General features: G+C 68.2%; 16 protein-coding genes. 9 read left to right on the top strand and 7 right to left on the bottom strand.

What is annotated here, in order from left to right:
* Positions 1 to 77 precede the first annotated feature (77 nt).
* Both ACFOMD_RS00490 and ACFOMD_RS00495 read left to right on the top strand, forming a co-directional pair.
* Complete coding sequence (locus tag ACFOMD_RS00490) at positions 78 to 791, top strand: ArsR/SmtB family transcription factor (RefSeq protein ID WP_380855146.1); 714 nt, start codon at positions 78 to 80, stop codon at positions 789 to 791.
* A 64-nt stretch (positions 792 to 855) separates the two neighbouring features.
* A complete protein-coding gene (locus ACFOMD_RS00495) occupies positions 856 to 2,574 on the top strand; it encodes a DEAD/DEAH box helicase (RefSeq protein WP_380855149.1) in 1,719 nt (572 codons plus the stop codon).
* Between the two features lie 95 nt (positions 2,575 to 2,669).
* On the opposite strand, the gene ACFOMD_RS00500 is transcribed toward ACFOMD_RS00495, so the two are convergent.
* The gene (locus tag ACFOMD_RS00500) at positions 2,670 to 3,203 is read right to left on the bottom strand and encodes a hypothetical protein (protein WP_380855152.1); all 534 of its coding nucleotides are present in this window, start codon (positions 3,201 to 3,203) and stop codon (positions 2,670 to 2,672) included.
* A 213-nt stretch (positions 3,204 to 3,416) separates the two neighbouring features.
* On the bottom strand, positions 3,417 to 4,901 hold the full coding sequence (locus ACFOMD_RS00505) for a hypothetical protein (RefSeq protein WP_380855155.1): 1,485 nt from the start codon (positions 4,899 to 4,901) through the stop codon (positions 3,417 to 3,419).
* 277 nt (positions 4,902 to 5,178) lie between these two features.
* On the opposite strand from ACFOMD_RS00505, the gene ACFOMD_RS00510 reads away from it, so the two are divergent.
* Together ACFOMD_RS00510 and ACFOMD_RS00515 are read left to right on the top strand one after the other, a co-directional pair.
* Positions 5,179 to 5,469, top strand: a complete 291-nt coding sequence (locus ACFOMD_RS00510; protein ID WP_380855158.1) for a hypothetical protein — start codon at positions 5,179 to 5,181, stop codon at positions 5,467 to 5,469.
* 2 nt (positions 5,470 to 5,471) lie between these two features.
* Complete coding sequence (locus ACFOMD_RS00515; RefSeq protein ID WP_380855161.1) at positions 5,472 to 5,699, top strand: antitoxin Xre/MbcA/ParS toxin-binding domain-containing protein; 228 nt, start codon at positions 5,472 to 5,474, stop codon at positions 5,697 to 5,699.
* Here ACFOMD_RS00515 and ACFOMD_RS00520 read toward each other — a convergent pair.
* From ACFOMD_RS00520 to ACFOMD_RS00535, 4 genes are all read right to left on the bottom strand, one after another.
* Positions 5,696 to 6,124, bottom strand: a complete 429-nt coding sequence (locus ACFOMD_RS00520) for a hypothetical protein (RefSeq protein WP_380855164.1) — start codon at positions 6,122 to 6,124, stop codon at positions 5,696 to 5,698. The two genes, ACFOMD_RS00515 and ACFOMD_RS00520, sit on opposite strands and share 4 nt — an antisense overlap.
* 33 nt (positions 6,125 to 6,157) lie before the next feature.
* On the bottom strand, positions 6,158 to 6,787 hold the full coding sequence (locus tag ACFOMD_RS00525; protein ID WP_380855167.1) for a YceI family protein: 630 nt from the start codon (positions 6,785 to 6,787) through the stop codon (positions 6,158 to 6,160).
* A gap of 52 nt (positions 6,788 to 6,839) precedes the next feature.
* Entirely contained in the window at positions 6,840 to 7,859 is a 1,020-nt protein-coding gene (locus ACFOMD_RS00530; protein ID WP_380855170.1) for an SO2930 family diheme c-type cytochrome, read from the bottom strand.
* Positions 7,860 to 7,980: 121 nt separating this feature from the next.
* Positions 7,981 to 9,201, bottom strand: a complete 1,221-nt coding sequence (locus ACFOMD_RS00535; RefSeq protein ID WP_380855173.1) for a parallel beta-helix domain-containing protein — start codon at positions 9,199 to 9,201, stop codon at positions 7,981 to 7,983.
* A 104-nt stretch (positions 9,202 to 9,305) separates the two neighbouring features.
* Between ACFOMD_RS00535 and ACFOMD_RS00540 the strand changes: the two genes are divergently transcribed.
* From ACFOMD_RS00540 to ACFOMD_RS00560, 5 genes are all read left to right on the top strand, one after another.
* Entirely contained in the window at positions 9,306 to 11,045 is a 1,740-nt protein-coding gene (locus ACFOMD_RS00540) for an N-acyl-D-amino-acid deacylase family protein (protein ID WP_380855176.1), read from the top strand.
* Between the two features lie 288 nt (positions 11,046 to 11,333).
* Positions 11,334 to 11,918, top strand: a complete 585-nt coding sequence (locus ACFOMD_RS00545) for a LemA family protein (protein WP_380855179.1) — start codon at positions 11,334 to 11,336, stop codon at positions 11,916 to 11,918.
* 173 nt (positions 11,919 to 12,091) lie between these two features.
* The gene (locus ACFOMD_RS00550) at positions 12,092 to 12,853 is read left to right on the top strand and encodes a TPM domain-containing protein (RefSeq protein WP_380855182.1); all 762 of its coding nucleotides are present in this window, start codon (positions 12,092 to 12,094) and stop codon (positions 12,851 to 12,853) included.
* 1 nt (position 12,854) lies between these two features.
* The gene (locus ACFOMD_RS00555; RefSeq protein ID WP_380855185.1) at positions 12,855 to 13,529 is read left to right on the top strand and encodes a TPM domain-containing protein; all 675 of its coding nucleotides are present in this window, start codon (positions 12,855 to 12,857) and stop codon (positions 13,527 to 13,529) included.
* 221 nt (positions 13,530 to 13,750) lie between these two features.
* The gene (locus ACFOMD_RS00560) at positions 13,751 to 14,686 is read left to right on the top strand and encodes an iron-containing redox enzyme family protein (protein ID WP_380855188.1); all 936 of its coding nucleotides are present in this window, start codon (positions 13,751 to 13,753) and stop codon (positions 14,684 to 14,686) included.
* Between the two features lie 123 nt (positions 14,687 to 14,809).
* On the opposite strand, the gene ACFOMD_RS00565 is transcribed toward ACFOMD_RS00560, so the two are convergent.
* The gene (locus ACFOMD_RS00565; protein WP_380855191.1) at positions 14,810 to 15,241 is read right to left on the bottom strand and encodes an abscisic acid-deficient protein Aba4 family protein; all 432 of its coding nucleotides are present in this window, start codon (positions 15,239 to 15,241) and stop codon (positions 14,810 to 14,812) included.
* Between the last annotated feature and the right edge of the window lie 5 nt (positions 15,242 to 15,246).

The following is a 15,246-nucleotide window of genomic DNA, read 5'->3' on the forward strand; positions in this document are numbered from 1 at the left end:
GCGACGATGCTTCGGCCGTCGCCGAAGCATTCCGGCGTCGCTTCCGCTAGGCTCGCGTGTCGCCGATGGGAGGGTTCATGACGAACATCGCCTCGCTTGCCAGCATTGCCGCGCTGATCGGCGAGCCCGCGCGCACGGTAATGCTGGTGACGCTGATGGACGGCCGCGCGCTCACCGCCGGCGAGCTGGCGGGCGCCGCCGGCGTGAACGCGCCGACCGCCAGCGGCCACCTCGGGCATCTGCTCGACGCCGGGCTGCTGGCGCTCACGTCGCAGGGCCGTCATCGCTACTATCGGCTGGCGAGCCCGGCCGTCGCCGCGACCTTGGAGCAGATGATGGCGCTATCCGGTGAGCTGGCGGGGGTGCGCGCCGGCGCCCGGCCGGTCGATACCGGCCCGCGCGATCGGGCGATGCGGCGCGCCCGTCTTTGCTACGATCATCTGGCCGGGGAGGTGGCCGTCGGCATCGCCGATGCGATGAGCGCGCGCGGGCAGCTCGACTTCGCGCAGGACGGCGGGGCGCTCACGCCCGCAGGCGTCGAGCTGCTGACCACGCTCGGCGTCGAGATGGACAGCGCCTCACCGTCGCGCGGGGCCTTCTGCCGCCCCTGCCTCGACTGGAGCGAGCGCCGGCCGCACATCGGCGGCACCGTCGGCCGGCTGCTCTACCGCGCGTTCGAGCAGAAGGGCTGGGTGCGGCGCGCCAACAGCGGCCGGGCGGTGGCCGTCACCCCCGTCGGTGCGGCCGCGCTGGATCGTCATTTCGCGCTGCCGGCGACCCCTTCCGGCTGAGGCGCCGCCCCGCCGCCGACCAAACAATCCTTGCACTCTCGCCGCGCAGGCCTAAGTGGCGCAGATGCAAATCAACGAACTTCCGACCGTCCTCGGCGAGGCGGTGGCCGCGCGCGGCTATACCGAACTGACGCCCGTGCAGGCCGCGGTGCTCGAAACCGAGGCCGAAGGCCGCGATCTCGTCGTCTCCGCGCAGACCGGTTCCGGCAAGACGGTGGCCTTCGGGCTCGCCATGGCGCCGCAGCTTTTCGAGGCCGACAACGAGGGGCGCCTGCCCCGTCCCGGCGCGCCGCTGGCGCTGATCATCGCGCCGACGCGCGAACTGGCGCTGCAGGTCAGCCGCGAGCTGCAGTGGCTCTACGCCAAGGCCGGCGCGCGCATCGCCACCTGCGTCGGCGGCATGGATGCCTCGCGGGAACGGCGCGCGCTCGGCGAGGGCACGCATATCGTCGTCGGCACGCCGGGCCGCCTGCGCGATCACCTCGAGCGCGGGGCGCTAATGCTGTCGTCGCTGAAGGTCGCGGTGCTCGACGAGGCCGACGAGATGCTCGACATGGGCTTCCGCGAGGACCTCGAGGAAATCCTCGACTCCACCCCGCAGGAGCGTCGCACCCTCCTGTTCTCGGCAACGATGCCGAAGCCGATCGTCGCGCTCGCCCGCCGCTATCAGCGCGACGCGTTGCGCATCTCGACGGTCAGCGCCGAGCGCGGCCATGGCGACATCGCCTATCAGGCCGTCACGCTGGCGCCGCACGACATCGAGCATGCGGTGGTCAACCTGCTCCGCCTGCACGAGGCGGAAACCGCCATCCTGTTCTGCGCCACCCGCGACGCGGTGCGGCGCCTCCACGCCAGCCTCGTCGAGCGCGGGTTCGATGCGGTGGCACTGTCGGGCGAGCATTCGCAGTCGGAGCGTAACCACGCCTTGCAGGCGCTGCGTGACCGGCGCGCCCGCGTCTGCGTGGCGACCGACGTCGCGGCGCGCGGCATCGATCTGCCGACCCTGACGCTCGTCATCCATGTCGAGCTGCCGCGCGATGCCGAGACCTTGCAGCACCGCTCGGGCCGCACCGGTCGCGCCGGCAAGAAGGGCACCGCCGTGCTGCTCGTCCCCTACCCGCGCCGCCGGCGCGTCGAGGGTATGCTGCGCGACGCGAAGGTGCAGGCGCAGTGGATCAAGCCGCCGACGCCCGAGGATATCGCCAAGGCCGACCATGACCGGCTGCTGAAGGCGCTGCTCGAACCCGCCGAGATCGACGATCAGGACCGCGAGCTGGCGGCGCTGCTGCTCGCCGAGCGCACCCCCGAGGAGATCGCCGCGGCGCTGGTGCGCGTGCATCGCGCCCGGTTGCCGGTTGCGGAAGGGATGCTCGACGACGCGCCGGGCACCGACCGGACGCGGACGCCGCGCGAAGGCTTCGACGATACCGCCTGGTTCCGCATGGACATCGGCCGCCGCCACAACGCCGACCCGCGCTGGCTGCTGCCCCTGCTCTGCCGCCGCGGCCACATCACCCGGCAGGAGATCGGCGCGATCCGCATCGCGGCGAACGAGACGGTGTTCGAGATTCCGCGCGCCGTCGCCGGCCGCTTCGTCGCCGCCGTCCGCCGCACCGCCGACCCGGAGAGCGACGGCGAGCAGGGCGTGCGCATCGAGGCGATCCAGGGCAGCCCGCGCGAGGAAGCCCGCGACAACCGCAAGCGGGGGCCGAATAGCGGGGGCCCCAACGCGGGCGGCCCGCCGATGCAGCGCCACAAGGGCGGGTTCAAGGCGGGGCGTTAGTCCCACTCCCAAACCGTCACCCCGGCGAAAGCCGGGGTCCAGTTGCTGCCACCGCCCCCTCCGCGCTCAGGCTGAGCGGGTCGGGGTGGCCGTTCTTACGAAGAAGAAAGCTGGGTCCCGGCTTTCGCCGGGACGACGGGTGTAGCCAGGATCGTAGCCGGCGCGGCCTCACCCGCCGCCTTCCGAATGACCCCGTGCATCCACTCGGTCTCCCCCTGCCTCAGCAGGAAGCGCAGCGCGGCCATCGCGGCGAGCACCACCGGGAACGCCGGCCGCAGCATGTCGGTGGCGGCCAGCGCGAGGGCCAGCATCACCCAGGCATAGTCGATGATCAGCGGCCGCCCGGCGTCGAGGTTCAGTTCATAGGCGGCGAGGTCGCGCGGCTGGTCGGTGAACGCGGTGATGGCGCCGCCGGCGATGCGACCGCCGCGCGGGCGAATGCCCATCAACGTCCAGAAGCGGTCCCAGCGGCGCGGGTCCATCGCGAATTCGATGCGGTCGCCGTCGCGGAAGGTGCCCGACACCGCGGGGTCCGCCGCCAGCACATCTTCGAGCGCATCGAGCAGCGCCGCGGCACTGCGGTCGGGCTGCAGCCGGTGCGTGCCGGTCAGCCGGTTCAGATCAAGCATCGCCACTCCCCACTCCTGCCTGCTTTTTAGCCGCTCCCCAGGCGGCGCGGATGAACTTTCCCTTCCGCTACGGACCTTTCGGTCGAACGGGACCCGGGCAGGGTCGTGCCCGGGCCCCGTCGGGGCGGCGCTCGCAATTTGGGGTTGCTGGGCGCGCCGCCCTGCCCCCCGCCCCTAGGGTCTAGGGCGGAACGCTCGGTCAGCGTCCGACGCCTAGATCATCGGCGCCTCGGCCATGACCGTCGCGTCGGGCATGGTCATGCCGTGCATCTCGTCATGATCGGCACAGTCGGCCTCGAAGCAGCACGCCATGTCGTCGGGCACATCCTCATGGCCGTGCTCGCCATGATCATGGTCGTCGCCATCGTCGTGATCGTCATGACCCCCGTCGTCATCGCCGTCGCCGTCATCATGGTCGTGATGCTCGTGGGGCACGTTGTTGGTGGAGTTGCCCGCGGTCGGGATGTCGTCGCGGTCGTGAATGTTCGCAAAGACGAACGTCACGCCGAGCTGCCCGTCGAGATGGTCCTCCAGCACCTGCGAGGCGTGGAAGATGAAGTGGCTGCCGCTCAGCTCCGCCTTTTCCACGCCGAGCAGGATGAGCTGCTGGTTGGTGGTGGCGTTGGTGATCACCACGCCTTCGGGGCTGTCGTACATGCGGATCAGCTCGCGGGTGGCGAAGTAGCGGAAGTCGACCTTGTCGGTTTCCGGATCGAACTCCATCCGGTCGACCTGCCCCACTTCGTGCGAGCGGGCATAGACAGTGTTCGGCTCCTCATGGATGCCGCGCTCCCACGCCAGCGCGCCCGACACGTCCTCGCGGAGGTGCTGGTTGCCGATCGGCGTGAAATTGTCGACGTCCAGATCGGCCAGCCGCACGCCCTGCACAATCAGCACGTTGCTGTTCCACGGGTCGCGGAAGCCGACGCCCTGCGGCGTGTCGATGATGATGAACGCGTGCACCGAATGGATGCCGAAATCGAGGTAGTCGGTGGTGACGTCGAAATCGGTGATGTCCGGGCCGGCCGGGAAGATCTGATAGACATTCTCCGGCGGCGGGGGTGGCGGCGGCGGAGGGGGCGGAGGGGGCGGAGGGGGCGGCGGCGGAACGTCGCCGTCGAGCAGCCGCTCGATGAAGTCCTGGGTGCCCGCGTCCTTGATCAGGAAATTGTCAATATCGAGCGCCTCGATGGTGACGCCGTGCAGCATGTAGCTCTGGTTGTTGGTCGGGATGCTGATCACCACGCCATGGTCCATCTCGGCGATGGTGAACTGGCTTTGCTGGAACCAGCCGAAGTCGATCTTGTCGGTCTCGACATCGAAGTGGACCATCTTGTTCTGACCCCACGACCAGTCGATCGTGACCGTATCGCCCTCCGGCGGAGGGGGCGGCGGAGGCGGCGGCGGCGGGGGCGGCGGCGCGATGAGCTTCACCTCCCACAGATCGACCGCCGAACTGTCGCGCGCGACGATGTTGTCGAGCGACAGTTCGCTCATCTGCACACCGCTCAGCGTGTAGCTCTGGTTGTTGCCCTTGATGCGGATGACGACCTGGCCGCCCTCTTCATCGACAGTGAAATTGCTGCCGCCCATCCAGCCGAAATCGAGCTTGTCGTGCATCGGATCGAAGGCGATCTGCGCTTGCGAACCCCAGTTCCAGCCGATCGAGACGGTCTTGCCGTGGGTATGATTTTTCATCCGAACCCTCTTAACGCAACGGGCGGCCGGTTGCCGGCTCGCGCCACCGGTCAGGTTGTATCGCGGGGGTCGGGACAAGCGGTTCCGCCCCCATCGCAAAGTTCCGGGGGGACTTTCGTGGGGGTCTCAAATACGCGGCCAACGATCGCCGAAAGTCGGGCGCCGCGCTTGTAATCGGCGGCCCCAGGGCCGATATGAAAGGCATCATCGGCAAGGGGAACCCAGGCGCCGGTGACTGAGGGCTCGCTGCCCCCGCCTGCAACGACAGGCGGCTTCCATGCTCAGCGTTGAATCGAGTCGGGCGCGCGAAAAGCGGCCGCTGATCGCCTATCGCCTGACATATCAACCGCATGGCAGCGAGGCGCGCTTCGACAGCCAGTTCGACGCGCCGGATATCGAGGCCGCCTACGAGAAGGCCGGCGCGCTGATCGCCGCCAATGTCGGCCACCCCGACGCCTTCGTGATGTTCGACGCGGCGACCGGCGAGGCGACCATCGGCGCCGGCTATCGCTCATGGCGCTGCAGCTTCGTGCTGACCGCGCAATCCACCCGAGAGGAGAGCCTGTGAAAATGCAACGCGCGCCCAAGCGCTATGCCGGCGCCGAGCCGCTCGACCGCGAGCAGGTGCGCCGCCGCGGCCTCGCCGTCCGCTATGCCAGCGTTTCGCTCGGCGACACCGCCGCCGCGCTCGCCTTCCTCAACGAAGCGCATGACGGCCTCGGCGGCCGCCCCATTGATATCGCCACTGCCAGCGAGGACGGCCTCGAAGCCGTCCGCGTGATGCTGGAGCCCGCCTAGCCCTCAGCGGCGATGCCGTCGTCGATCTTCACGCTGATGCGGTGAATGTCGTCGACCTCGGCATGTTCCGTCGGCTGGGTGAAGGTCAAACTGCTCAGATTCCCGCGCAACAGCCACACCTGCCCCTGCAGTGACGACAAGGTCGCGCGCGAGTTGACGTTGAACCGCGCCAGCATGACGTCGCCGTCGGCGGCAGTCAGCCGCGTCTCCTCCGGAAACAACAGCTTGCCGCCCGCCCGCTGCTCGGTGGCGATCGCCTTTCCGCTGTCGCGGCGGCGCACGTCGGTGATCGCCGCGACCCGCGCCTCGAACTTGGCGCGCAAGGGTTCGTCGAGCGCCTGCGCGACGGCGTCGAGGATGGCCTGTTCATAGGGCGTGAAGCCGCCCGACTGGCCGCGGAGGAAGGAGGCGATGGCGTTGAACATCGCCGCCTTCTAGCCGCAGCCGATGCGACCCCGCTACTTTTCGAACGCGGCGGCGATCTCGAGCTTCACTTCGTCGGACACCATCGGCACGCCGAAGCCGATACCGAACTCGCTGCGCTTGATGACGCCATTGGCGCGGAAGCCCACCGTTTCCTTGTTGCCCATCTGCGGCGGGGCCTTGCCGGCGCCGTAGAAGGTGGCGTTGAGCGTCACCGGCTTGGTCACGCCGTTAAGCGTCAGGTTGCCAGCGATCGTCGCGCCCTGCCCCTTCGGCGTCACCTTGGTCGAGACGAAGGTCGCGTCGGCGGGCGAGGCGCCGAAGAAGTCGGCCTTGGCGCCCTGGGCGGCGGGCTTCAGCAGATGCTGGGTCAGGCCGGCGCTGGCCGTGGTCACCTTCGACACCGGGATCTTTACCGACACCTTGGCGTCGCCGAGCTTCTTCGGGTCGAGCGTCAAGGTGCCGGTCACGTCGCCGAAGATGCCGAAATAGGGCGAGAAGCCGAGGTGATCGACCTCCCACTTCACCAGTGTATGCCCCGCGTCCGCCGTGTAGGTGCCGCCGGTGATGCCGGCGACGGTGCGCGAGCCCGGCACACTGGGCGCCTGCGCGATGGCGGGGGCGGCAAGGCCGAGCGCGAGAAGGCCGATCAGGACGGGGCGCATATCTGTCTCTCCGGATGCTGGGGGTCAGGGGTTGAACGCCAGAATAGCGCGATCAGTTCTTCAGTCCGGTGACATATTGTTTCACCAGCGCAATCCCCTCTTCGTGGGAGAGCGTCCGCCCGAGTTCGGGCATCATCACACCGGGCTCCTCCGATTCCATGCGGTGGACGAGGATCGAGCGCTCGGGCTGGCCGGGGGCGATGGCATAGTCGAGGTCGGCGCTGGCGCGGCCGGCGGCGACCGGGCGCTTGCCGATGCCGTGCGCGACGCGGTCGGGCTGGTCCCATTCCAGAAACAGTCCGGAGTTGGACGCGGGCCCCTTGGCGTTGTGGCAATGGGCGCAGTTCACGTCGATGTACGCCTGCGCGCGGATCGCGGCGGGGGCTTTCACGTCGTCCCATGCGGGCACCTTCGGCACCGCGGTTGCCTTTCCCATCAGGCCGAGGCGGGTCCAGCTTGCCAGTTGCGCCTCGCCGAGATTCCACGCCTTGGGACCGATCGGGATGATCTCGCCCGACGAGGCATGGCAGCCCTTGCACTGGTTGACGTTGGGCACGCTCCAGCGGACCTGCTTCCGGCTGCCGTCGCTATGCGTCCAGGCGGCATCGACCTTGGTCCCGGCCTTCTTCAGCACCGCCTCGGTCCCGTCGGCGTTCCACACATAGGGCCACGCCACCCACCGCGCCGCCTGCCGCACCAGCAGCCGCGTTTCGAGGAAGCGCTCGGGCGAGCCCTTCACACGCATGTCGGCGGGGTAGGCGAAGGTCTTCACCAGCGTGGTGCCGACCGGGAAGTCGAGCACGCCGGTGCCGCGGTAGCCGATGGTCTTGCCCGGCGGCACGAAGACGTAGCGGTGCTTCAGCGCATAGTCGGAGAACAGCGGGGTATTGAGCGTGTAGGGCGTGACCCGCCCGTTCGGCTGCGTCGCCTTCGCGTCGGTGAACAGCCGGTAGGCGGCGAGCGTCGGCGCCGGGTCCGCCGCCAGCAGCGCATCGACCGCCACCGGCGCGGGCTGCGCGGCAACGAGGGTGACGCTGGCGAGGGCGAGGAACGGACGCTTCACGATCGACATACAACTTTCTTTGTCATCCCCGCGAAGGCGGGGACCCAGTCCACCACGAAAAACTTGCCAGCGTTGCTGGCGCAATTTGCCTTGGGCTGGGTCCCCGCCTGCGCGGGGATGACAGAATAGCTTACTTCACCCCCGGCTGATCCGCCGGCAAGGTCACCGCCACGATCGGGCTGGCCGCCGTGGTCGGCACGTCGATCACCGCCGGCTTGGCCTTGGACGGGTCGCCCGGCGCGGTCGGCATGCCGAAGCTCATCACCTTGCCGCCGGCAAACGCCAGCCTGACCTTCTCGCCCTTCGCCTGGCCGTCGATCGTCCAGCCTTCGGCGCCGTCCCACACCACCGGCGGCAGCGCGCCGCCCGCGGCGGCGGCGAGCTGCTTGCCGCCGGGGAAGCCGGGGTCCCAGCCGCCCTTGCCGAACTGGTTGGCGCCGATGAACACCTCGCGCGGCAGCGGATTGTAGGTCTTGTCCTTGATCTCCTGCGAATAAGCGATGACCATCACGTGCGCCGTCGCGTTGCCGTCGAATTCATTGTCGAAGACATGGACGTTGCGGTTGGCCATCACCATCACGCCGGTGCCCATCGGCACCGAGGCGACGATGTTGCCCTTCGGCGCGAAATTGGGCGTGTCGTTGGCCACCACCTTGTTGCGGAAGATGCGCGTCGAATGACCGCCCATCTGCGGCAGGTTTGGCAGGTCGAACACCAGGATCGCGCCGGTGTTGCGGGTGGTGACATTGTCGTGGACGTCGGCGTTCATCGAATTCTCGATCTCGATGCCGGCGACATTGAACTCGGCCAGCGAGTTCTTGACGACGATGTTCTTCGACTGACCGACATAGATGCCGGCGTCCGAGGCGCCGCGCACCGTGACCTTGTCGACCAGCACGTTGGTCGAGCTGACCGGATAGACGCCATAGGCGCCGTTGGTGGCTTTGGGCCCGCCGGTCCATTCGACGCGCAAATCGTGGAAGGTGATGCGATCCGACCCCTTCGACTTGATGCCGTCGCCCTTCGAATCTTCGACGGCGAAGCCAGTGAGCAGCACGCGGTCGGAAGTGACGAGCAGTCCCTCGCCCGCGCCGGTCTGGCCCTTGAACGACAGGATGGTCTTGTCCGTCCCCGCGCCTTTCACGGTGACGTTGTCGACATCGAGCGACAGGCCTTCGTCGAGCGCGAATGTGCCCGCCGGCAGCTCGATCACGTCGCCGGGCTTGGCCTCGATCAGCGCCGTCTGGATCGCCTCGCGGGCGTCGCCCGTAACATTGACGGTGATGGTCTTCGCCAGAGCCGGCGTAGCCGATGCGGCGAGCAGCGCCGCGATGAGCAGCGTTTTGGTCATGTGAATCCTCCCCAGGGTTCTTGCCTCCTATAATGGCAAGTTGACCGGCCCTGCCAAGCAGGCGTTTCCTGTAGGTAATCGACCAACCCTGGGGAGGGACGGCAATGCATGACATGGTGATCCGCGGCGGAACGATCGTCGATGGAACGGGACGGCCGGCGTTCGTCGGCGACGTGGCGATCGACGGCGGCCGTATCACGGTGGTCGGCAAGGTGGCGGCGCAGGGGCGCGAGGAGATCGACGCGACCGGCCACCTCGTCACGCCGGGCTTCGTCGACATCCACACCCATTATGACGGGCAGGCGACCTGGGACCCGGTGCTGGCGCCCTCGTCGTGGCACGGCGTCACCTCGATCGTCATGGGCAATTGCGGCGTCGGCTTCGCGCCCGCCGCGCCGGACAAGCATGAGTGGCTGATCGGCCTGATGGAGGGTGTCGAGGACATCCCCGGCACCGCGCTCGCCGAAGGGATGAGCTGGGGCTGGGAGAGTTTCCCCGAATATCTCGACGCGCTGGAGAAAATGCCGCGCACCGTCGACGTCGGCACCCATGTCCCGCACGGCGCGGTGCGCGCCTATGTGATGGGCGAGCGCGGCGCGCGGAACGAGGAAGCGACACCCGCCGACATTTCGGCGATGGCCCGAATCGTCGAGGAAGGCCTCAACGCCGGCGCGCTCGGCTTCTCGACCAGCCGCACCATGCTGCACCGCGCGGTCGACGGCGAGGTGGTGCCGGGCACCTACGCCAACCGCGACGAGCTGCTCGGCATCGGCGAAGGGCTGGCGCGCGCCGGGCATGGCGTGTTCGAGATGGCGTCGGACCTCAACCCTTGCGCCGAGGAATTCGCCTGGATGAAGGACGTCTCCATCCAGACCGGCATGCCGGTGAGCTTCGCGCTGCTGCAATCGCCGCTGGACGATGAGGGCTGGCGCGACCAGCTCGCGCGCACCGATGCGGCCAATGCCGAAGGGGCGAAGGTAACGGCGCAGATCGCGCTGCGCGGCACCGGCGTCGTGATGAACTGGCGCACCACCGCCCACCCCTTCATCACCCGCGCCAGCTGGAAGGCGATCGCGGAGAAGCCGTGGGCCGAGCAACTCGCCGCGCTGAAGGACCCGGCGTTCAAGGCGCAGCTGCTCGCCGACCCGGCCGAGCGGCCCGAGATCGAGAACGGGCTCACCGACATCCTGCTGCACGGCTGGGCGATGCAATATCCGCTCGGCGACGACCCGGATTATGAGCCGGCGCGCGAGGACAGCGTCGCCGGCATCGCCGAGCGGTATGGCCGCAACCCCGAGGAGGTCGCCTACGACCTGATGACGGCGGACGAGGGCCGCGGCTTCATCTACCTGCCGATCCTCAACTATGCCGACGGCCACCTCGACCATGTCCGCGAGCTGCTGCACCACCCGTCGACGGTGGTGAGCCTGTCCGACGGCGGCGCGCATTGCGGCGTCATCTGCGACGCCGCCTCGCCGACCTTCATGCTGACCCACTGGACCCGCGACCGATCGCGCGGCGAGCGCATCCCGGTCGAGCTGGCGGTGAAGCGGCAAACGTGGGACACTGCGGCGATGTACGGCCTCGACGACCGCGGCCGGCTCATCCCCGGGCTGATCGCCGACGTGAACGTCATCGACTACGACCGGCTCCGGCTCAACAAGCCCTACATCGCCTACGACCTGCCGGCGGGTGGGCGGCGCCTGCTGCAGACGGCCGAGGGCTATGTGGCGACGGTGAAGTCGGGCGTGGTGACCTTCCGCGAGGGGCAGCATACCGGCGCGGTACCCGGCAAGCTGATCCGCGGCCCGCAAGCGGAGCCGTTGCGGCAGGCGGCGGAGTAAGACGCCGACTGCGGAGTAGAGCGCGCCGCCCGCGCCACACCCACACCCACACTCACACTCACACCCACACCCACACCCGTCATACCGGCGAAAGCCGGTATCCAGACCGATCGTGGAGCTGGATACCGGCTTTCGCCGGTATGACGGCCCGGGGGTACAACAACATGGAAACCAAAGGCCGAACCGACGCATTTCAGTGCCAAGCCGTGACCGCCCGAGGTGTATTACCCTTGCATATCGGCTGACGCTTCTTATTTTGCGTCCGTAACCATCTGTCGAGGGGTTGATATGAACGTTCTTCGCTACGCCGTTCCGGCGGCACTCGTGCTCACCGTGTCCGGCTGCGGGATCAACAGCATCCCGACCTATGAGGAAGAGGCGAAGGCTCGCTGGGCCGACGTGCAGGCGTCCTACCAGCGCCGCGCCGACCTCATCCCCAACCTCGTCGAGACGGTGCGCGGCTTCGCCACGCAGGAGCGCGAGGTGCTGACGCAGGTCACCGAAGCGCGCGCCAGCGCCACGCAGGTGCAGGTGACGCCTGAGCAGCTGTCCGACCCGGCGAAGGTTCAGGAATTCCAGTCGGCGCAGAACAATCTGTCGGGCGCGCTCGGCCGCTTGCTCGTGACCGTCGAGAAATATCCGGACCTGCGCAGCCAGGAGAATTTCCTCGCGCTGCAGTCGCAGCTCGAAGGCACCGAGAACCGCATCAACGTGTCGATCCGCGATTATAACGAGGCGGTGCGCCAGTATAATACCGAAGTACGGACCTTCCCCGGTATCATCGGCGCGAAGGTCATCCACGGCGCCGAGCCGCTGACCCCCTTCCAGGCCACCACCCCCAACGCCGACAAAGCGCCGGCGGTGAAGTTCTGATGCCGCTCCTTCTCCCGCTTGCGGGAGAAGGCTGGGATGAGGGTGTCGAGCGCGCAGCGCGAGTTTCCGCGCGGCGGCACACCCTCACCCTCCCAGCCTTCGGCTGGGTCCCTCCCTCTCCCGCAAGCGGGCGAGGGGTTGTGGTGCTGTGCCTCGCTTTGCTGTTCGCTTTCATGGCGACGCCCGCCCTCGCCGCGCCTGAGTTCCCCAAGCTCACCGGCCGGGTGGTCGACAGCGCGAACATCCTCCCGCCCGATGTCGAGGCGGCGCTCGACGCCAAGCTGGCGGCGCTTGAGACCTCGACCACGCGGCAGCTGGTCGTAGCAACCGTGCCCGATCTCGATGGGCTCGACATCGCCGACTATGGCTATCAGCTCGGCCGCACCTGGGGCATCGGGCAGAAGGAGGAGGACAATGGTGCCCTCCTCATCGTCGCGCCCACCGAGCGCCGCGTGCGCATCGAGGTCGGCTATGGCCTCGAACCGATCCTGACCGACGCGATGTCGAGCGTGATCATCCAGCGCAACATCATCCCGCGTTTCCGCGAGGGCGACATGCCGGGTGGCGTAGTCGCCGGCGCCGACGCGATCATCGAGCAGTTGCAATTGCCGCCCGAGGAAGCGCAGGCGAACGTCGCCGCCGCCGAAGCGGCCGCCAGCCGGCGCACGTCAAACGGCAGCGGCCATTTCAACTTCTCTTCGATCATCTGGATCCTGTTCATCCTGTTCTGGATGGTCCCGGCCTTTTTTGGCCGTCGCGGCCGGCGTTATCGCCGCGGCCGGGGCAGCGGCGTCGCGGAAGCGGTGCTGTGGGGTGTCGCCAGTGCCGCGATGAACAGCCGCTCGTCGCGTGGCGGCGGCTGGGGCGGCGGTGGCGGCGGCTTCGGCGGCGGTGGTGGATCGTTCGGGGGCGGCGGCGCCTCGGGGAGCTGGTGAGATGATGTTCAACCAGACCGAGCATGACCGCATCTCCACCGCGATCGGCGCGGCCGAGACGAAGACTTGCGGAGAAATCTTCGCGATCGTTACCGACGACGTGCCGCGCTACCCGGTGGTGGCATTGACCTTCGCGCTGCTCGCCGCCATCGCACTGCCCTTGGCGGCGGTGTGGCTCGGCCTCGATCCGGCCAACCTGTTCCCCGGTGGCGGCTGGCACCAGGACGCGCCGAGGATCGAGCTGCTGCGCACCATCGAGGCCTATGCGGCGATCGAATCGCTGACTTTCGTGCTGGCGCTGGCGCTCGCCTGGTACACGCCGCTCAACCTGTGGCTGGCGCCGAAGAAGCTGCGCCGCGACCGGGTGCATGCCGAGGCGATGAAGCAGTTCCTGTCGAAGGGCCTGCACGTCACCAGCGAGCGCACCGGCGTCCTCCTCTACGTCTCGCTCGCCGACCATGTCGCCGAGGTGGTCGCCGACGAGGGCATCTACGCCAAGGTCGCGCCCGAGCTGTGGGGCGACACCATCCTCGCGCTGGTCGAGGGCATCAAATCGGGTCAGGCGGCGGACGGCTTCGTCAAGGCGATCGAGATCGCCGGCGGGGTTCTGGCCGAGCATTTCCCGCCGGGCGAGCACAATCCCAACGAGCTGCCCGACAAGCTGATCGAGCTTTAGGGCCTCCCTATTCGTCATCCCGGCGAAGGCCGGGATCCATACCGTCCGTGGGAATGGATTCCGGCCTTCGCCGGAATGACGATGTGGGTTTGCAGTGACTTGGTTCGGCACCGGACCAATGGCCGCAGAGTCGGAACCTGACGCCGCCCCCTCCGTTGACTCGGCATAATGAGGTTCGCGCCGAACCCCCAACGTCGAGCCCCACGTCGAGCAAGGTGCCCATGTATAACGATTTTCCACCCCGCGCCGCGAACCGCGCGAGCGCCATTCCGGCCCATGTGGCCGATCCGACCGGCTTTCACCGACGCCTGTCCTACTTCAACCGCGCCCGGCTCGCGGTGGCGACGCCGGATGCCGACTGGCAGGCGGACATGACACATGAGGTGGAGATGCGCCGGCTCGAAGGCGAATGGATCGAGAGCGAGCGCGCCGCCGTCGCCGACTGGGCCGCGCAGGCGCCGACCGATCCGGACAAGTTCGTCGAATGGTTCGAAGCCCTGAAGGCGAACGGCCCCGGCCAGGGCGACGCGCTGTTCCCGTGGCTCGCCGAAGACGCACGCCGCGATGAAATGAAATGGTTCATCACGCAGGAGGTCGCCGGCGAAGCGGGCTTCGACGATCTCGTCGCGATGACGCAGATCAAGATGCCGCCGCGCGCCAAGATGGAGCTGGCGAACAATTATTGGGACGAGATGGGCCGCGGCAACATCAAGGGCATGCACGGCCCGCTGCTCGACGCCCTCGCCGTCTCCTTGCAGATCCGCCCGACCATTGAGGCAACGGCGTGGGAGAGCCTGGCGCTCGCCAACACCATGGTCGCCTTCGCGACGGCGCGCCGCTACGCCTATCATTCGATCGGCGCGCTCGGCGTCGTCGAGCTGACCGCGCCGGGGCGCACCGCGCTGGTGGCGAAGGGCCTGCGCCGCCTCGGCTTCTCCAACAAGGAACGGCTGTATTTCGACCTGCACGCCGTGCTCGACATCAAACACAGCGAGGCGTGGGACGCCGAAGTGCTGTGGCCGCTGGTCAGCGAGCGGCCGGAAGCCGCCCGCTACATCGCCGAGGGCGCGCTGATGCGCCTGTCGTGCGGCGCCCGCTGCTTCGCGCGCTACCGCAGCCATCTGTGGGGCGAGCCGCAAAGGGAAGCGGCGGAGTAGCGAAAGCCCCTCTCTAACCACCAGCCGTCATACCGGCGAAAGCCGGTATCCAGACCAGCGTTCGACTGGATACCGGCTTTCGCCGGTATGACGGGTTGGGTGTGTGGCTGTGGCGGAGGAAGCCTACCGCTTCTTCGCTGCCACCATGCGCAGCAGCAGGAAGAGCAGCAGCCCCACCGGCCCGAGCAGATAGGTAAAGAACAGGCACGGCACGACCAGCCAGTGCGCCAGCCGCGAGCGGCCCGCCTCTTCCACTTCCCACGAGCCGACCCACAGGTCGAACGCCAGATAGTGGATCCAGCCGACGAGCACGAAACCCGGCACGTCGAAGAAGGCCGCGATGCCGGGTAGCGAATAGGTGGCCGCGAAGCCTTCGGCGCTGCGCCATGCCATCACGAACAGCACCACATAGGACACCGCCAGCAGCACGCCGGCGGTGCGCGCGAGCATCACCATTAGCGGCCGGTTGAGCGGTGCCGCCAGCAGCATCAGCCAGCCGATGCCCGCCACGACGTTGGTGGCGACGAAATATTGGTCGAGCGTCATGCGGCCCATTCCCC

Origin of the sequence: Sphingoaurantiacus capsulatus (genome assembly GCF_042648405.1) — a bacterium.
Lineage (GTDB): Bacteria > Pseudomonadota > Alphaproteobacteria > Sphingomonadales > Sphingomonadaceae > Sphingoaurantiacus > Sphingoaurantiacus capsulatus.